The sequence below is a fragment of the Pseudomonas sp. CFBP13509 genome, from assembly GCF_005233485.1.
In the GTDB taxonomy this organism is placed as follows: Bacteria; Pseudomonadota; Gammaproteobacteria; order Pseudomonadales; family Pseudomonadaceae; genus Aquipseudomonas; species Aquipseudomonas marginalis.
In genome coordinates this window covers 17765-36136 of the sequence record NZ_QGAA01000004.1, presented here as the reverse complement: position 1 = coordinate 36136, position 18372 = coordinate 17765, and the positions used below count along the sequence as shown (strand labels likewise).

Sequence of the window (18372 nt, the reverse complement as noted above, 5' to 3'; positions counted from 1 at the left end):
ATGTTCTTCCCTGGCGCGTCGTCGCCAGTGGTTGGCGTGACGTCTTTTGACTCGATGGCGGTTGGGCGCCCGACCTTACGTCACGTCCTGACGCCCCGCGCGGCCCAGCGACCAGCCAAAATTCATGCCCGCCGCCGCCAGCAGGATCGCGCCTGCGCCCATCACCTGCAGGGTGCTGAGGGGATGGGCGAAGGCTACCCAGTCGACCAGGATGGCAACAATCGGATAGATGAACGACAGCGCCCCGACCAGCGCCGTGGGGATTTTCTGGATGGCGCTGTACAGCAGGGTCGACATCAGCCCGGTATGGACCACGCCGATAATGATCAGGTAAGTCCAGGCGCCCTTGAGCGTTTCGCCCCCAGTGAAGTCCACGAACGGTGCCAGCACCAGCACGCCGACCACCATCTGGATCAGCACGATCAGGTGCGCGGGCAAATCCTTGAGACGCTTGGTGATCGCCGCCGCCACGGCATAGAAGAAGGCTGAAGCCAGGGCCAGGCAGACGCCCAGCACGTAGTCGGCACCGGTGGCCTGCCCACGGCCCTTGGCGGACACGATCAGCATCAGCCCGGCGAAGGCCAACAGCAGCCAGCCGACCTTGGCGATGCTGAGGCGTTCGGCAAAAAACAGCACACCCAGGCCGACCAGCATGAACGGCTGAACGTGGTAGACCACCGTGGCAATGGCAATAGAGGAATGGGTGTAGGCACCGAACAGCAGCACCCAGTTGAGGACCAGCGCCACCCCGCCCAGGCACACCAGAAGGAATTGCCGGGCAGTGATCCGGGAGCGACGCAGCACCCCAAGCGCCAGGCACGCGACCAGCATCGCCAGGGCGCCGAACAGGCAACGCCAGAACACCACCGCCTCCGGGCTCTGCCCCGACATGACGACGAACCAGCCGACTGTGCCGGAGATGACCATGGCCGAGATCATTTCGAGCGTCCCACGGGTTTGCGACTTCATCACTCACGGCTTCCTTGCTATCGACATCGCCATGGCCCAAGCCACCGTTCGCGGGGAAATAGGCTGGCAAATACAACTTTATAATGAACGTATGGCCGATATACTGAACATGGTGCCCAAGAGCGTCAACCCATTTAAGGATGGTTTATAAAACAAATGACCGATATAACGAACAATCTGCCGGGAAATAATCTGAGTCGAATCGATCTGCTGGCGCTGTCAATCAAGCGCGAGCGCCTGGCCGCCGGGCTTTCCTTGACCGAGCTGGCGAAGCGCGCCGGGGTAGCGAAGTCGACCTTGTCTCAATTGGAGTCGGGTATCGGTAACCCCAGCATCGAAACCTTGTGGTCGCTGGCGATGGCCATGGGCTTGCAAGTCACCCGGTTCTTCGAACAACCCCGGCAGGCCCTGCGGGTGATTCGCGCCAACGAGGGCATGACCGCCTATGCCGAGACGGCCCATTACGCTGCGACCCTGCTTGCCGATTGCCCGGCCGGCGTACAGCGCGACATCTACCGACTCAAGGTGCAGCCCGGCGAAGTTCGTTTGTCTCAGCCTCACCCGCAGGGCACCGTAGAGCATGTGGTGCTGTGCAGTGGCAGTGCACGTATCGGCCCGGCGAGTGGCCCGGTGTTGCTCAACGCCGGCGACTACATCAGCTACCTGGCGAATGTGCCGCATGTGTTCGAGGCACTTGAGGCGGACACCACGGCGGTGATGGTGATCGAGCATTCCTGAGGTGGGAGCACCCTGACGCCTGTCAAATCCGTAGCTGCCGAGCCCTGGCGAGGCGGCGTCGGCCGCGACTCGGGCTTGAATCGGCAGCGCGCCCGACGCAGCCTCGCTTGCGCTCGGCAGCTGCTACGGGGGGCCTTGATGGGGGTTGGATAAGACGGTATCTACGGGGGGCAAGTCCGTGAGGTGGGCAGGGGGATCGCTAGCAACTTAACCCTTTTATCTCGTCAATTTTATCGAGCAGGACGCTAATAACCCCCGCCTTTTTTTTGGGGCCCCGTCAGTTGCGCGTCAAGAGCGTGTGCGGCGCAACCCCAAACGCCTTGCGAAAAGCATGACTGAAGTGGGAGAAATCGGAAAAACCGAAGTCCAGTGCGGCTTGGGAAACGCTGCGCACCTGGCCGCACTCGATAGCCGCGCGACTGGCATTCAGCCGTTCTTTCCAGATCTCCGCGACCGGGCTTTTCTGATGACGGGCGAATGCACGGGTCACCGTGCGGGTGGACACGTGGTGAGCTTGGGCGATCAGTTCGATCGACAGTTCTCGCTCGCTCAGGTGGTGCTGGATGTAGGTCATTATCCGCGCATAAAGATCCAGCTCCTGATGGGTCGTCTTCAGGTCCTGGAGTTCCAGGCTGATCACGAGCAGGTCGATTATCGTGTTGGAGTAACGATTGCAAATGCCTCCATCCTCCAGAAGCACGGGAGTGTTCGCCATCTGGCGCAGCATCTCGCGCAGCGGCACCACGCCGGGGCGGCGGTCATCCAGCACCATTGCGGTGCATTCCGCAACACGCGGCAACCGCTCAGTCAGCAACTGTCGAGGGATGCGCATCAAGTGGTTTTCGCTCCCCCCCAGGCTGAATCGGAACGGCCGGGTTGCGTCATAAAGGAACAAATTACCCGCACCCAGTGTGGCCTTGCGCCCCTCTTGCTCAAGTTCGCCATACCCATTGAGGGTGAAGCCCAGCCACAGGTCGTCTGCGGGGCCACTGCGTAAATGCCGCTCGGAACGGACCCAATGGTGCAGCGGGGACGACAGCCTGGAGACATCCAACGCCCCTACGCCGGAGACCTGGAGCGTTCCGTTGAAATCGCTCTGGGTCGAGGGTTTGCTGTCAGCCATAAGACAATGGCGACACACCACTTCTTTCCAGTAATCGAAGCGACGCGGTTGCGAAACGGCAAGGGTGGAATAGTGATTGTTCTGAGCCATGGCACTCACCTTAATGCAACGACTTGAAGCAGCGACACGCTGCCGGTCGATCTTGGAAAGCAAAATTCAGACCACGCCCTGCCCCTTTATCACTCCTGAGCCCTGGCATCGGGCATCTGTCTTTTCCAACCAAACGGTTGTCCTGGCGAACAAAGCGAGGCGGTTCGTACCTGCCTGACTATGACCTCACAGCCTGTCCAGCCCGCTACGCCTGAACCTGAAAAAAACAAGGAGCCGCCCATGGAATCTGCGATCGACAAACACCTTAGATGCCCACGGACGTTGTCCCGCCGGGTGCCCGAGGACTACCAGCCGCCCTTCCCTATGTGGGTCGGCCGCGCTGGCGAACAATTGAAGCAGGTAGCGATGGCTTACCTGGGCGTGCAGTTTCGCGGTGAGGCGCAGCGTGAGCGTGCCCTTAAGGCCATGCGCGACATCGTTGGCAGCTTCAGCCTGCCCGACGGCCCGCAGACCCACGACTTGACCCATCACACGGACAACAGTGGCTACGACAACCTGATGATCGTCGGCTACTGGAAGGACGCCGCAGCCTATTGCCGCTGGCTGCGATCACCGCCCGTCAATGACTGGTGGGCATCGCCGGATCGCCTGAACGACGGCCTGGGTTATTTTCGCGAAATCACCGCGCCGCGTGCCGAGCAGTTCGAAACCCTCTATGCGTTCCAGACGCAGTTGCCGGGGGTGGGCGCGATCATGGACACCACCAGCGGCGAGATCGAAGAGCACGGTTACTGGGGCTCGATGCGCGATCGTTTCCCGGCGTCCCAGACCGACTGGATGAGCCCCACGGGCGAACTGAAGGTGGTGCAGGGAGACCCGGCCAAAGGTGGCCGTGTCATCGTCATGGGCCATGACAACATCGCGCTGATTCGCTCCGGCCAGGATTGGGCTGACGCCGAGGCTGACGAGCGTTCACTGTACCTCGACGAAATCTTGCCGACATTGCAGGACGGCATGGATTTCCTGCGCGATAACGGAGCCCCCCTGGGCTGCTACAGCAATCGATTCGTGCGCAATATCGACCTCGACGGCAACTTCCTCGACATGAGCTACAACATCGGCCACTGGCGCTCGGTCGAGAAACTGGAACGCTGGGCGGAATCCCATCCCACCCACCTGCGCATCTTTGTCACCTTCTTCCGCGTGGCGGCCGGCCTGGTGAAGTTGCGGCTGTACCACGAAGTGTCGGTCTCGGACGCCAGGAGCCAGCTGTTCGAGTACATCAACTGCCACCCGCAGACCGGCATGTTGCGTGATGCAGGTGTCGCGCAAAGCTGACACCCGGCACCGCCCCATTCGTCCCGATTATTTTTTGGCCCTCATCTCTAGCGCATGGGGTCGGGGCCACTTTTTGACAGGCATCTGACCATGAAGTGGCACCGGGCTGAGCTGTCCTGTTCAGCCAAGCGAGTGTCCTGTTCAACCAAGCCGCAGTGGCAAAAGAGGCCTAATTTGTTCTCCATTACGACCCGGAACGATCCGACCCCGAAAGTGCTGGAAGTGTTTGAACAGCCTCAAGTCTTCCCGCCGATCATCGATGAAATCAAGGAAAATCATGGCCATTATTCGACCCACGCTTGATCAACTGCAGGACCTCGCCACCCAGTTGCACATGCAGCTGACACCGGAGCAGGCTGCGCAGTACCTGGACCTGATGCAACCGAGTTTCGACGCGTACGACCTGGTCGATGAGCTGCCTGATTTCGTTCCGCCCGTACGCTACGAACGCAGTTCGGGCTATCGACCCTCGGACAAGGAAAACCCGTTGAACGCCTGGTACTACCGGGCTGAAGTGAACGGGGCCCGGGAGGGCCTCCTGGCCGGCAAAACCGTCGCGCTGAAAGACAACGTCGCCCTGGCAGGCGTGCCGCTCATGAACGGCGCCGCGCCGCTGGCCGGTTTCGTACCGTCATTCGACGCCACCGTGGTCACGCGCCTGCTGGATGCCGGGGCAACGATCCTGGGCAAGGCCACCTGTGAGCATTACTGTTTGTCCGGCGGCAGTCACACCTCAGACCCTGCCCCCGTGCACAACCCCCATCGTCACGGTTACGCCGCCGGTGGATCTTCCTCGGGCAGTGCAGCGTTGGTCGCGGCCGGAGAGGTGGACATGGCCGTTGGCGGTGATCAAGGCGGGTCCATCCGAATCCCGTCATCCTTCTGCGGTACCTACGGCATGAAGCCGACCCACGGCCTGGTGCCCTACTCCGGGGTCATGGCGATTGAAGCCACGATCGACCATGTCGGGCCCATTACCGCCAACGTGCGCGACAACGCGCTGATGCTGCAAGCCATGGCCGGCGCGGATGGGCTTGACCCGCGCCAGGCTGCGCCGCAAGTCGACGACTATCACAGCTACCTGTCGAGGGGCGTGCGCGGGCTCAAAATCGGTGTGTTGCAAGAGGGCTTCGCACTGGCCAACCAGGACCCTCGCGTCGCCGAGAAAGTGCGTGACGCCATCGCCCGTCTCGAGGCGTTGGGCGCACAGGTCGAGGCGGTGTCCGTTCCCGAGCACAACCTGGCGGGCTCGTTGTGGCACCCCATCGGCTGCGAAGGCTTGACCATGCAGATGATGCATGGCAACGGCGCGGGCTTTAACTGGAAAGGCCTCTACGATGTCGGCCTGCTGGACAAACAGGTCGGCTGGCGCGAGCAGGCCGACCAATTGTCCGCGTCGCTCAAGCTGTGCATGTTCGTCGGCCAATACGGGCTGAACCACTACAACGGACGTTATTACGCCAAGGCGCAAAACCTCGCGCGCTTCGCCCGGCAGGGCTATGACAAGGCGCTGCAGACCTACGACCTGCTGGTGATGCCGACTACGCCGATCATTGCCCAACCTCACCCACCGGCGGATTGCTCGATCACTGAGTACGTCGCGCGCGCGCTGGAAATGATCGGCAACACCGCGCCACAGGACATCACCGGGCATCCCGCCCTGTCGATTCCGTGCGGGCGGGTAGACGGCCTGCCCGTCGGGCTGATGCTGGTCGCCAGACACTATGCCGAAGGCACCCTTTACCAGGCTGCGGCGGCGTTTGAAGCATCCGTGGACTGGCGCACGCTCTGAGCCGTCTACGGGCGCCGCCGGCGCCCGTAGAACAATAAGAAATCCAATGACTTTACCACCGCGTTGACTGATAGGAATGACCCCATGAATACAGCGACTTCAACGCCCGGCGAAAGAGCCTGGGCATTGTTTCAAGTCCTCAAGAGCAAGGAACTCATCCCGGAGGGCTATGTCGAGCAGCTCACGCAATTGATGGAGCACGGCTGGAGCCCCGAGAACGGCGCCCGTGTGGTGGCCAAGGCGTGGGTCGATCCGCAGTTCCGGGCACTGTTGCTCAAGGACGGCACCGCGGCCTGCGCCCAGTTCGGCTACACCGGCCCCCAGGGCGAATACATCGTCGCCCTGGAGGATACGCCGACGCTGAAGAACGTGATCGTCTGCAGCCTGTGCTCCTGCACCAACTGGCCGGTCCTCGGCCTGCCACCGGAGTGGTACAAGGGTTTCGAGTTTCGCGCACGCCTGGTCCGGGAGGGGCGCACGGTACTGCGCGAGCTGGGGACGGAGTTGCCCCGGGACATGGTGGTCAAGGTCTGGGACACCAGCGCCGAAAGCCGCTACCTGGTGCTGCCGGTCAGGCCTGAAGGCTCAGCACACATGAGCGAAGAGCAGCTTCGAACGCTGGTGACCAAAGACGTACTGATCGGCGTCGCCCTGCCCCGCGTGGGCTGAAAACAACACCTCATCATCGTTCACTCCCGGAGTTTTGATTATGGATGGCTTTCACGATCTCGGCGGTTTCCAAGGCTTTGGAAAAGTCCCTCACACCATCAACAGCCTGAGCTACAAACAGGTGTTCAAGCAGGACTGGGAGCATCTGGCCTACAGCTTGATGTTCATCGGTGCCGACCACTTGAAAAAGTTCAGCGTGGACGAAGTGCGTCACGCCGTCGAACGCCTGGATGTGCGCCAGCATGTCGGCACCCAGTACTACGAACGCTACGTCATCGCGACCGCCACCCTGCTGGTCGAAACCGGCGTGATCACCCAGGCGGAGCTTGATCAGGCCTTGGGCTCCCACTTCAAGCTGGCGAATCCCGCCCATGCCGAGGGCCGCCCGGCGATCACGGGGCGGCCGCCCTTCGAGGTGGGGGATCGGGTGGTGGTGCGAGACGAATATGTGGCTGGGCACATCCGCATGCCCGCCTACGTGCGCGGCAAGGAAGGCGTGGTCCTGCACCGCACGTCAGAGAAATGGCCGTTCCCCGACGCGATTGGGCATGGCGATGTAAGCGCCGCCCATCAACCCACCTACCACGTCGAGTTTTCCGTGAAAGACCTGTGGGGGGATGCGGCCGATGAGGGTTTTGTGGTGGTCGACCTGTTCGAAAGCTACCTGGACAAGGCCGCCGGCGCGCACGCGGTGAACCCATGACAGACGGCGCCCAGGCAAGCCGACTGCCGGTGACGGTCCTTTCGGGCTTCCTCGGCGCCGGCAAAACCACCCTGCTCAACCACATCCTGCGCAATCGCGAAGGCCTGCGCGTGGCCGTCATCGTCAATGACATGAGCGAAGTCAATATCGATGCCGAAGAGGTGCAGCGCGATGTCGCGCTGCACCGTGGTCGCGATGAGTTGATCGAGATGAGCAACGGTTGTATCTGCTGCACCCTGCGCGCCGATTTGCTCGAGCAGATCAGTATGCTCGCACGCCAACAGCGTTTCGATTACCTGCTGATTGAATCCACGGGGATCTCCGAGCCGATGCCGGTCGCGGAGACGTTCGCCTTCCTTGACGCTGACGGCTTCAGCCTCAGCGAACTGGCGCGCCTGGACACCTTGGTGACGGTGGTCGATGGCAGTCGCTTCCAGGAACTGCTCGAATCGCCGGACACCGTTGATCGCGACGACGCCACGCCAGACGCACCCAAGCGCCACCTGGCCGATCTGCTGATCGAACAGGTGGAGTACGCCAACGTCATTCTCGTCAACAAGCTGGACCTCATCGATGCCGCGCAGTACCAGGCCGTGCAGGCGATCCTCACAGGGCTTAACCCGACGGCGCGGATCATGCCGATGGCCCACGGTAACATCCCATCAGCCAGCCTCCTCGGCACCCATCTGTTTGATTTACCCAGCCTCGCGGCGTCGCCGGGCTGGATGCGGAAAATGGAAGCGACCGACGCGCCGTTGTCCGAATCGGACACCTATGGCGTGACGTCCTGGGTGTACCGTGAGCGCGCGCCTTTCCACCCGCAACGGTTGCTCGACTTTCTCCAGCAGCCCTGGTGCAACGGGCGGTTGCTGCGCAGCAAAGGTTACTTCTGGCTCGCCAGCCGCCACCTGGAAACCGGCCTGCTGGTGCAAAGCGGCAAGCGGTTCCAGTGGGACTATGTCGGGCGCTGGTGGAACTTCATCGAGCCGTCGCAATGGCCCCGGGACGAATACCGGCTGCAGGGCATCAGGGCCAAATGGGACAGCGTGGTCGGCGACTGCCGGCAGGAGTTGGTGTTTATCGGCCAGGGACTCGACACCGACGCGTTACAGCGCGAGCTCGACCACTGCCTGCTGAGCGCGCCGGAAATCGCCGCCGGCCCACTGGCCTGGCAAGCGCTGCCAGGGGCGACAGCCTTTGACCAACAGGCCCTTGCCCGCATACCCACACAGCCCATGGCGATTGACCCCATTTGATCCGAGATAGAGGTGCCCCATGCTCTTTTTCAGCCGAACCAGCCGCTGGGTATTGGCTCCGCTTGCCGACAGACTGGATGAGCCTGACCAGGCGAGTACACCGCTGTCGTCGAGCAACCCGTTATTGCGTCGCATCCTGGCGGGCGTAGAGACATTGCTGCAAGAGCGGCGAGCCCTGAAAGCACAGACACACGCGCTGGCATTGGAAGCCACCCAACTGGCCGAGCACCTGGCCCGCCGCGACGCGCTTTTACAGGAGCAGGAGGCGCGCTGGGCACTTATCGCTCAAGGCGCAGGTGACCTGTTTTGGGAACTGCAACCGGCAGGTGTTGCTGCACCCGCACCGGAGTGGGCCATGAGGTGGACAGGGTCCGCGTCGATCCCGACCCAAGGTATTGATCAACTTGGCCGCTGGAACGAGCACCTGCACGCGACGGACCGGCAACGCCTTCTCGACGCGCTGGCCCGGCACCTGAGTGATCGCAGCGGGCGAACGCCCTTTGCGCTGGACGTACGCATGGCCCTTGCATCAGACGGTGACTATCGTTGGCGCAGGATCAGCGGTGTGGCGCGCCGGGATGCGCAAGGCGTACCGGTCGCCATCGGCGGAAGCCTGCGTGACATTCATGAACAGCGCCTGCACGAAGAGTCACTCGAACTGGCGGCTACACGCTTCGAGATTTCCCGTGAAATGCTCCATGACGGGCTCTGGGACATAGAGGTGGTGGCGGGTGATCCGGCGAACCCGAACAACACCATCTGGTGGTCTTCGCAAATGCGGCGACTGCTGGGGTACACCACGGTTGAGGAATTTCCCAACACATTGGAAAGCTGGACCTCACGCTTGCATCCAGACGACAGCGCACGGGCAATCGCGGCGTTTGTCGCCCACGTCGAAGACCGCAGCGGAAAAACACCCTTTGATGTCGATTATCGGCTCAAGCACAGCAGTGGCAATTACCGCTGGTTTCGCGGCCGTGGGCAAACGCGACGCGCAGAGGACGGTTCCCCGCAAAGAGTGATGGGCGCCATCACCGATATCCATGCCCACCATGAAGAAAACAGCATGCGTGAGGCTCAGGAACACCAGCACCGAGTAATGCAGGAGACCCTGCGCAAGCTGACGCACATTGTCGCCACCATCCAGGGCATCGCCAGCCAGACTAACCTGTTGGCCTTGAACGCCGCCATTGAAGCCGCCCGCGCTGGCGAAGCCGGACGCGGGTTCGCGGTGGTCGCCGATGAAGTTCGCAAGCTGGCGACCCGCACCAGCCAGGCGACCCAGCAAGCGGCCGACATGATGGACAGCTAGCGCCACGGGCCGAGTCGTGAGCAGCGCAACTATTGGCCGTACAAACCCAACAATAAGAACCAGGTGTCGTTATGCGTGATTATCAAGCTGTGGCCACATCCTTCAATTACCAGCAGACCGCCGAACTGGCTTTGCAAGGCGACCTGACTGCCCTGAACGCCTGCGTCGAATGCTGCGACCGGCACGCCCACGACGACGCCGTGGCGTTGTATTGCGAAGCGCAGGATGGCAGCGCCGCCCAATACACATTCAGCCAATTGCAGGCCAGCGCCGCCCGCTTCGGCCATTTTTTGCGCGAGCAAGGGGTAAAACCGGGCGACCGCGTTGCCGGCCTGATGCCGCGCACGGTTGAACTGCTGATTGCCATCTTGGGGACCTGGCGGGTGGGCGCGGTCTATCAACCGCTCTTCACCGCATTCGGTCCCAAGGCGATCGAGCAACGATTGGGCTGCTCCAACGCGCGCTGGATCGTGACGGATGCGCAGAACCGTCCCAAGCTGGATGAGATCGGCAACTGCCCAAGCGTGATCGTAACCGGCGAGGGCCCGCAGAACCCCGGCGACTACCCGTTCTGGAGCATCCTGGACGGCCAAGACGTCGAGTGCGAACCGGTACTGCTGGACGCCAGCGCGCCATTCCTGCTGATGTGCACATCGGGTACCACGGGGCCGGCCAAGCCTCTGGAAGTGCCGTTGCGCGCCATTCTCGCCTTCAAGGGTTATATGCGCGACTCCATTGGCCTGCAGCAGGACGACCGGTTCTGGAACCTGGCGGATCCCGGCTGGGCCTATGGCCTGTATTACGCGGTGACCGGCCCGCTGGCCTGTGGTCATGCCACGCTGTTCTACAACGGCCCTTTTACGGTGGAGAGTACGTGCCGAGTCATTGCCAAGTACGCCATCAGCAATCTGGCCGGCTCCCCAACGGCGTACCGCCTGCTGATCGCCGAGGGGGCAACGTTCGCCGACGCCGTGCGCGGCCGCCTGCGTGCCGTCAGCAGTGCCGGCGAGCCGCTCAACCCACACGTGATCCGCTGGTTTGCCGAGCAGCTCGGCGTGACCATTCACGATCATTACGGCCAGACGGAAATCGGCATGGTGTTGTGCAATCACCATGGTTTGCGTCACCCGGTCCGTGAGGGCTCGGCGGGTTATGCGGTGCCCGGCTACCGCATCGTCGTGCTGGACGACGCGCATCGGGAATTGCCGGCGGGTCAGCCGGGCGTCCTGGCGGTGGATCGCGAGCGCTCGCCCCTGTGCTGGTTCGATGGCTACCTGGGTATGCCCACCCGGACCTTTGTGGGGCGCTATTACCTGAGCGGCGACAGTGTGGAGCTGAATGACGACGGCAGTATCAGCTTCGTCGGCCGCAATGATGATGTGATCACGACGTCCGGCTACCGCGTCGGGCCGTTCGACGTCGAGAGCGCGCTGATCGAACACCCCGCGGTGATCGAAGCGGCGGTGATCGGCAAACCTGACCCGCAACGCACCGAGCTGATCAAAGCCTTTGTCGTGCTCGACAGCCAGTACCAGCCCAGCGCCGAGCTGGCCGAAGTACTGCGCCTGCATGTACGGCAGCGCCTGGCTGCCCATGCCTATCCCCGGGAAGTGGAGTTCGTCGAGCAACTCCCCAAGACCCCCAGCGGCAAGTTGCAGCGCTTTATCCTGCGCAATCAGGAAATTGCCCGGCAGCAGGCGCCCGGGACATGAACGCGTGGCCGGTGTGCCGGAGCGCCAGGCGTGTGCGCAATCCGAGGCACGGCGTGTGCTGAACCGATCAGACTTCCAGCGCAAAGCCTCGGAGTTATTCAAGGAGCGCAGTTTCAACCAGGTCAGCATGCGTGAACTCGCCGCGCATGTCGGTATAAGCCCGGGGGCGATCTATCACCATGTGGAAAGCAAAGAGGCGCTGCTTTACGAACTGTTGATGGAGCTGTATCAAACCCTGTTGTCCCAGGTGCACGGCATCAAGAATCGCGGATTGGCACCCGATCAACGCCTGGCCCAACTGATCGACTGTCACCTTCAATTGCATGAACACATGACCGGACACTTCAAGCTGGCGGTCATGGACGCCAATTGCCTGGGCGACTCGATGCAGGCAAGCGTCCAGCAACTGCGGCGTGCCTATGAGTCGGAAATAATGGATCTGATCGGCCAGGCAGGCCATCCACCGGGCGGGCCGTTGCGCGAGGGTGCGCTCACGGCCATTTTGCCCATGCTGAACAGTCTACCCACCTGGTTAAGCCCGATGCTCGATAACGCTCAACGTCGAACCATTACGAAGACCATTGCCTGTGCGGTGTTACAGGCTATTGATTCCCTGCCCTGAGCCCACCATGCCCCATACTGAAACGCCAGCCGGGCCCGGAACGGATTGCCGGAACGCCTCATCAATCAGCACAGAACCCCGAACCGTCAGCGGCGCTGATGCATGGAGTGCAGAATCGCCGCCGATATCTGCTCAAGGGGCAACTCACGCTCCACGGCCCCCAGTTTGAACGCCTCCTTGGGCATGCCATACACCACGCAGGACTCTTCGTCCTGGCCCAGGGTGCGGGCGCCGTTGTCGTGCATTTCCTTCAGGCCCCGGGCGCCGTCGTCGCCCATCCCCGTCATGATGATCCCCAGCGCGTTACTCCCGGCACTGCGGGCCACCGAACGAAACAGTACATCAACGGAAGGTCGATGCCGGCTGACCGGAGGTCCGTCGACAATTTCCACCTGGTATTGGGCACCGCTGCGCTTGAGCACCATGTGCCGACCACCAGGGGCAATCAGCGCACAACCGGGGATAACCCGATCACCATTCTTCGCCTCCCTGACCTCGATCTCGCACAATCGATTGAGGCGCTCGGCAAACGCGGCGGTGAAGTGTTCGGGCATGTGCTGCACGATGACGATGCCCGGGCAGACCCTGGGCAAGGCGGTCAATACCAATTCCAGGGCTTGGGTGCCGCCCGTGGACGTACCAATGGCGACAATGTTCTCGGTGGTGCGCGCCATTGCCTGGGCGCCCGCCGGCAATATGACGTCAGCCGTCAGCCTGGCGGGAGCGCGCTCGCTGGAAGGCACCATGCGTTTCATATTGGCCCGCGCGGCGGCCTTGACGGCCCCCGCCAATTCATCGGCACTGTCGGTCAGAAACTGGCGCAGGTTGAGTTGTGGCTTGGTCACAATGCTGACCGCGCCGGCCGCCAGCGCCTGCATGGTGGTGGCCGCACCCTTTTCGGTCAGCGTGGAGCAGATGACCACGGGCGTGGGATGTTCGGCCATCAACTTCTTGAGGAACGTGATGCCATCCATCCGTGGCATCTCCACGTCCAACACAATCACATCCGGCCATTGCTTGTTCATTTTGTCCATGGCGAACACCGGGTCTGCCGCCGCGCCGATAACCTCGATAGCGGGGTCTTGCCCCAGGGTCGCCGTCAGCACCTGACGCACCACGGCGGAATCATCAATGATCAGCACTTTGATAAGGCTCATGTCGCACGCTCTCCATGAGGGCTGCTGGGGGTTCACTTCAAGGCCAGGTAGTTGAGTTCGATTTCGCCGTTGGCCAGATCGAACACAATCGTCCGATAACCCACGCCTTCCACATGGAAGTGTTGACACCGCAACTGATGCAGGTCGAGCAGGCGCATGGCCTGTTCGACATTGCGCTGGCCGACGTAATCATTGTCCGAGCGCACAAGCCCGGGAAACATGTTCCCACCGCCGAATACGCTGATCCTGAACTCCGTCGGCAGGGCCTTGATCGACTGTATTCGAGCGAGCAACAGTTCAAAGGCTTCGTTGCCGTAGCGACCATCCAGGACGCCCTGTTTGGTCACGGCGCGCTGTGGCAGCAGGTAGTGACACATGCCCCCCAGCAAGCGCCGGGGATGCCAGAACACTAATGCAACACACGATCCCAGCACCGTACGCAGGCGAATCGCACCCGAGCCGAAAAACCAATCGCCGGGATTCAGGAACACCTCGTTGGGCGGTCGACTGTCAGGCATGCGGCCTCCGGTAGATGGAAGGCTTGACCAGTCGCAGCTGATCGGTGATGCCGTTGAGGCTCTCCGAATGGCTGACCAGAAAGTACCCGCCCGGCTTGAGGTGGCTGACCAGGCGCTTGACCACCTGCACTTTGGTGTCGTTGTCAAAATAGATCATCACATTGCGCAGGAAGATCACATCGAACATCCCCAGTTTCGGCAGCGGGTTATTCAGATTGATCGACTGGAAATCGATCTTCGCCGCCAGCGCCGGGTCGACCATGAAACAACCGTGGTTGGCGCCCACGCCCTTGAGGCAATACTTGTTCAACAGCGCCTCGGGGATGCCGCGTATGCCGTCGAGGGGATAACGCCCAAGGCGGGCTTTTTCCAATACCCGGCTGCTGATGTCCGACGCGACAATCTCCCAGGGCCGGCCGGCGAGGTTGTCTGCCAACACCATTGCCAGGGTGTAGGGTTCTTCGCCGGTCGAGCAGGCGCCACTCCATATGCGCAACGGCCCGCTGCCCCGCAGCTCGGGCAACGCAACATCGCGCAGGAAGTCAAAATGCTTGGGCTCACGGAAAAAGTAGGTTTCGTTGGTGGTCAGCATGTCCACCGCGACCTGCAACTCCACGCTGTCCTTCATCAACACCTTGTAGTACGCACCGTAGGTATTGAGCTTGAACACTTGCAGCCGCTTGGCCAGGCGAGCGCTCACCAACTGTTTCTTGGCGTCGGACAGGCTGATGCCGGCGATTTGATAAATGAGGTCACGGAACTGCACGAACTCGGCGTCAGAGAGGATCACGTTCATCAGGACATTCCCCCAGCCTGTTCAGGCGATCGAAGGTAGCGAAGACTCAAGGTTGGCCAGCGCATCGACCTGTTCCAGGGACAACACGCGACCGATGTCCAGCAACAGCACGAAACCGCTCTCCAGTTTGCCGATGCCCAGTAAAAAGTCGGCCCTGACATCGGTGCCGAAATTCAACGAGGGTTCGATGTCCTGGTCGGCGATCTCCAGGACCTCGCTGACCGCATCGACAATGATGCCCACCGGCTTGCGCTGGGCATTGGCCTGTACCTCAAGGATCACAAAGCAGGTCCTTGGAGTCTGCACCGTGCGTTCGCCACGGAAGCGCACCCCCAGGTCGAGCACGGGCACCGCCGCGCCGCGCAGGTTAATCACCCCGCGTATGCTGGGAGGCAGCAACGGCACGCTGGTGATCGGCCCGTATTCGATGATTTCCCGAACGTTGAGCGTGCCCACGGCGAACATCTCCTCCCCCAGCACAAAGGTAAGGTACTGGCTCGGGCTCGAGACGCTGGCATTGCCTGGACTGTCGATGGGTGGGGCCATGATTCACCTCGGTTCAAATACGTTTTCGTCTTCATCAGGGGCGCTTCGCACCCCGGCGCGGGACAAGCCCGCTCACCACAACAGCCCTATCCGCCGGGGGGGTTCAGCGTTGAGATACCTATACAGAGATCAGGCCTGCTATCTCATCGACACACAGCACATGCTCGATCTGCAGGAGCGTGACGAACTCGCCTCGCACCTTGGTCATCCCCCCGATGAAGTCGGTGCGAATGTGATTGCCGAACGCCGGAGCGGGCTTGATATCGATCTCGAGTATCTCGATCACTTCGCTGACCGAGTCCACCACCACCCCCAGGACCTGGGATTCGCCCTCCTTCGCCGCCTCAAGGATGACGATGCAGGTGCGACTGCCCAGTACCGTCGTGCCCTTGCCGAAACGCGCCTTGAGGTCCACGACCGGCACTACCGAGCCGCGCAGGTTGATAACCCCCCGCAGGAATTCCGGCATCATCGGTACGCTGGTCACCTGGTTGTATTCGATGATTTCACGAACGCTCAGGGTATTGACCGCGTACATCTCCTCGGCCGCCAGGAAGGTCAGGTACTGCAAGGGTTCATCCACTGGAGACGCAGGTTCGACAGCGCCCTGCATGACCGCTGAGGTGCCCATGGGTCAACTCCCGAAGCGGACGAAACCGCCGTCCGAGGAGCGACTGTCCAGGTCCTGGGTGGACATGGCTCGGCTGATCTGGGGCATCGAGACATTGCGCCCGGCACGTTTGCTTTGCACGGTGAAAAACCCCATGAGTTCCTGCAACTGCTCGGCCTGGCCACTCATTTCCTCGGCCGTCGCCGCCAGTTCCTCGGAGGCCGACGCGTTTTGCTGGGTCAGTTGGCTCATCTGCGACATCGCGCTGTTGATTTGTTCGGAACCGATGGATTGTTCTTCCGAGGCAGCCGCAATTTCCTGTACCAGGTCGGAGGTCTTGGCAATCGACGGCACAATCTCGTCCAGCAGGTTGCCCGCCCGTTCGGCCAGGGCCACGCTGTTCTTGGCCACTTCACTGATTTCCTGTGCGGCAATCTGGCTGCGTTCCGCCAGTTTGCGCACTTCGGCCGCGACCACCGCAAAGCCTTTGCCGTGCTCGCCGGCCCGTGCCGCTTCGATCGCCGCGTTGAGCGCCAGCAAGTTGGTCTGGTAGGCAATGGAATCGACGATGCCGATTTTTTCGGCGATGGTTTTCATCGCCGCCACGGTGTCCTTCACGGCTCGACCGCCTTCCGACGCTTCCTTGTTGGCTTTGCCCGCCATGCCGTCGGTGACCTTGGCATTTTCGGTGTTCTGGGAAATGGACGCTGACATTTGCTCCATCGACGCCGAGGTCTGTTCGACCGATGCCGCCTGCTCGGAAGCCGACTGGGCCATGCTTTGGGCGGTGGCGGAGATCTCTTCCGAAGCGCTCGACAGCGAGTCCGCCGAGCCGCGCACTTCGCCGATGATTTCCGAGAGTTTTTCCACGGTGCCATTGACCGAGTGCTTCAGCTCCAGGAACTTGCCCTGGTAGTCGCCGGTAATGCTGCGGGTCAGGTCGCCGGCGGCCATCGCCGACAGCACCTCCATGGCCTCGGTGATCGGTACGATGATCGCGTCCAGAGAACCGTTGATACCGAGGATGATGCGGCGGAAATCGCCCTGGTGCCGGGCGGCGTCAGGGCGGGTGTCCAGCTTGCCGATCAGCGCACTGTCGCTGATCTCGCTGGTATCTTCCACAAGGGCCAGGATATTGGCGCGCAGTTGCTCGACGTTTTCATTGATGAAGGCTTTCTTGCCGGGGAAACGCTCCAGAGGCGCGGACAAATCCCCTTCGCCGAACGCGCGAATACAGGCCATGGCCTTTTTCTTCACGTTGATATGGCCGTTGACCATGTCATTGATGCCCTGGCCGATATCCCGGTACGAACCCGAGAAGCCCTCGACGTCAATCATCACGTCAATGTCACCTTTTTCATGCTCGCTGGACATGTGCTGCATTTGATTGATCAGCGCCAGGATGTTGGTGCGCAACAGCTCAATGTTGTCGTTGATAAAGGCTTTTTTGCCGGGGAATTGTTCCAGGGGCTCAGACAGATCACCGTTACCGAAGGCGCGTATGCAGGCCATGGCTTTTTTCTTCACCGCGATGTGGCCGTTGACCATATCGTTGATGCCCTGGGCCATGGAGCGGTAACTGCCATGAAAACGGCCGGCATCGATCTGTGCATCGATCTCGCCCTTGTCGTGTTCACTGGACATACGGTCCATCTCCACGATCAATTCATGCAGGTTCGCGCCCAACTGCTGCATGCTCGCCATCAGGCTGGTGGTGTCTCCCGCCTTGAGCGTTGCCTTGGCATTCAACTCGCCAGCCGATAGACGTGCCGCATAGGCTTGCACCACGGTAGGTTCCGCCCCGAGCCGGCGCATCAGATTGCGCCCCAGCAAGACACCGATCAGCAGGGTAGCCACCAGGGTCAGGCCGCTCACCAGCAGGATGAGGGTGCGTGCGTTCTTCTCGGTGGTGGTGGCAAGCACCTGGCCCTTGCGCCCCAGTTCCAGGTTGTATTCACGCAGCTCGCCGATCGCCGTGAGCACGGCGGTCTGCAGGGGCTGGCTCGTCTCGATCAATGCACGGGCCGAGGCCTGGTCACCGTCATCGATGAGCTTGTCGAAGTGCGTCTGCAACGCCGCAAACTCAGCCAAGTGGCCGCGCAGTTGTTTCAACAACGCCGTATCGTGCTCGTCGGAGGTCAACTCGGCCTGATAGCGATCCAGGGCTTTGCCTACGGCACTGAAATCCTGCGCCACGCTGGCCGCGTAAGCCGGCACGCTGGTTTTGTCGGTCTCGTTCAAGCGTTGCCATTGCAAGGCGTGCAGGTCGGTGAAGGCCGCGGCGGCGCGGTCGATCTCCAGCAGGCTGGGCACCGTGTTGACGTTGGCATAGCTGGCGCTCGTATTGATTTCACCGGCCAGGTACAGGCTGGTGCCACCCAACACGCAGACACCCAGCATGGCTGTGAAAACCAGCAACATGATATTTCTAATAACAGTCATGGCGAGGCACTCCTGATG

At 61.5% G+C, this 18372-nt stretch carries 15 protein-coding genes and 4 pseudogenes; 10 read left to right on the top strand and 9 right to left on the bottom strand.

Features of this window, described 5'->3' with window-relative positions; genetic code table 11:
• Positions 1–75: 75 nt before the first annotated feature.
• A complete protein-coding gene (locus PspCFBP13509_RS08095; RefSeq protein ID WP_065941370.1) occupies positions 76–969 on the bottom strand; it encodes a DMT family transporter in 894 nt (297 codons plus the stop codon).
• A 156-nt stretch (positions 970–1125) separates the two neighbouring features.
• Between PspCFBP13509_RS08095 and PspCFBP13509_RS08090 the strand changes: the two genes are divergently transcribed.
• Positions 1126–1707 carry a helix-turn-helix domain-containing protein gene (locus PspCFBP13509_RS08090; RefSeq protein WP_065927699.1) on the top strand — a complete coding sequence of 194 codons (582 nt, stop codon included), beginning with the start codon at positions 1126–1128 and terminating at the stop codon, positions 1705–1707.
• 277 nt (positions 1708–1984) lie between these two features.
• Here the strand turns inward: PspCFBP13509_RS08090 and PspCFBP13509_RS08085 are convergent, their stop codons facing one another.
• Complete coding sequence (locus PspCFBP13509_RS08085) at positions 1985–2920, bottom strand: AraC-like ligand-binding domain-containing protein (RefSeq protein WP_065927700.1); 936 nt, start codon at positions 2918–2920, stop codon at positions 1985–1987.
• 240 nt (positions 2921–3160) lie between these two features.
• On the opposite strand from PspCFBP13509_RS08085, the gene oxdA reads away from it, so the two are divergent.
• The 9 genes and pseudogenes from oxdA to PspCFBP13509_RS08045 all read left to right on the top strand — a co-directional run bounded on the left by oxdA (position 3161) and on the right by PspCFBP13509_RS08045 (position 12285).
• The gene (gene oxdA / locus PspCFBP13509_RS08080) at positions 3161–4219 is read left to right on the top strand and encodes an aliphatic aldoxime dehydratase (protein ID WP_074846650.1); all 1059 of its coding nucleotides are present in this window, start codon (positions 3161–3163) and stop codon (positions 4217–4219) included.
• 277 nt (positions 4220–4496) lie between these two features.
• Complete coding sequence (locus PspCFBP13509_RS08075; RefSeq protein WP_137211787.1) at positions 4497–6011, top strand: amidase; 1515 nt, start codon at positions 4497–4499, stop codon at positions 6009–6011.
• An 84-nt stretch (positions 6012–6095) separates the two neighbouring features.
• A complete protein-coding gene (gene nthA / locus PspCFBP13509_RS08070) occupies positions 6096–6680 on the top strand; it encodes a nitrile hydratase subunit alpha (RefSeq protein WP_137211786.1) in 585 nt (194 codons plus the stop codon).
• Positions 6681–6720: 40 nt separating this feature from the next.
• Positions 6721–7383, top strand: coding sequence for a nitrile hydratase subunit beta (nthB, locus tag PspCFBP13509_RS08065; RefSeq protein WP_074846644.1), 663 nt, complete (start codon positions 6721–6723; stop codon positions 7381–7383).
• Positions 7380–8639: a GTP-binding protein gene (locus PspCFBP13509_RS08060; protein ID WP_137211785.1), complete on the top strand. Its 1260-nt coding sequence runs from the start codon at positions 7380–7382 to the stop codon at positions 8637–8639. Before nthB ends, PspCFBP13509_RS08060 begins: the two co-directional genes overlap by 4 nt.
• 19 nt (positions 8640–8658) lie before the next feature.
• Positions 8659–9657, top strand: a pseudogene (locus PspCFBP13509_RS31940) (PAS domain-containing protein); the annotation flags it as partial.
• 3 nt (positions 9658–9660) lie between these two features.
• Positions 9661–9927, top strand: a pseudogene (locus PspCFBP13509_RS32100) (methyl-accepting chemotaxis protein); the annotation flags it as partial.
• A gap of 95 nt (positions 9928–10022) precedes the next feature.
• Positions 10023–11663, top strand: a complete 1641-nt coding sequence (locus tag PspCFBP13509_RS08050; RefSeq protein WP_137211783.1) for an AMP-binding protein — start codon at positions 10023–10025, stop codon at positions 11661–11663.
• A 58-nt stretch (positions 11664–11721) separates the two neighbouring features.
• Positions 11722–12285 (top strand): TetR/AcrR family transcriptional regulator, encoded by a 564-nt coding sequence (locus PspCFBP13509_RS08045; protein ID WP_065927797.1) that lies wholly within the window; start codon positions 11722–11724, stop codon positions 12283–12285.
• An 86-nt stretch (positions 12286–12371) separates the two neighbouring features.
• Here PspCFBP13509_RS08045 and PspCFBP13509_RS08040 read toward each other — a convergent pair whose 3' ends face one another.
• From PspCFBP13509_RS08040 to PspCFBP13509_RS31665, 7 genes and pseudogenes are all read right to left on the bottom strand, one after another.
• A complete protein-coding gene (locus tag PspCFBP13509_RS08040) occupies positions 12372–13442 on the bottom strand; it encodes a protein-glutamate methylesterase/protein-glutamine glutaminase (RefSeq protein ID WP_065948701.1) in 1071 nt (356 codons plus the stop codon).
• 32 nt (positions 13443–13474) lie between these two features.
• Positions 13475–13960 carry a chemotaxis protein CheD gene (locus PspCFBP13509_RS08035; protein ID WP_065948700.1) on the bottom strand — a complete coding sequence of 162 codons (486 nt, stop codon included), beginning with the start codon at positions 13958–13960 and terminating at the stop codon, positions 13475–13477.
• A complete protein-coding gene (locus PspCFBP13509_RS08030; protein WP_027605691.1) occupies positions 13953–14756 on the bottom strand; it encodes a CheR family methyltransferase in 804 nt (267 codons plus the stop codon). Before PspCFBP13509_RS08030 ends, PspCFBP13509_RS08035 begins: the two co-directional genes overlap by 8 nt.
• 21 nt (positions 14757–14777) lie before the next feature.
• Positions 14778–15302, bottom strand: a complete 525-nt coding sequence (locus PspCFBP13509_RS08025) for a chemotaxis protein CheW (RefSeq protein WP_065927710.1) — start codon at positions 15300–15302, stop codon at positions 14778–14780.
• A 118-nt stretch (positions 15303–15420) separates the two neighbouring features.
• Positions 15421–15933, bottom strand: coding sequence for a chemotaxis protein CheW (locus PspCFBP13509_RS08020; protein WP_161985719.1), 513 nt, complete (start codon positions 15931–15933; stop codon positions 15421–15423).
• Positions 15934–16056: 123 nt separating this feature from the next.
• A pseudogene (locus PspCFBP13509_RS31670) lies at positions 16057–16773 on the bottom strand (methyl-accepting chemotaxis protein); the annotation flags it as partial.
• A gap of 63 nt (positions 16774–16836) precedes the next feature.
• Positions 16837–18354: pseudogene (locus PspCFBP13509_RS31665) on the bottom strand (MCP four helix bundle domain-containing protein); the annotation flags it as partial.
• Positions 18355–18372 lie beyond the last annotated feature (18 nt).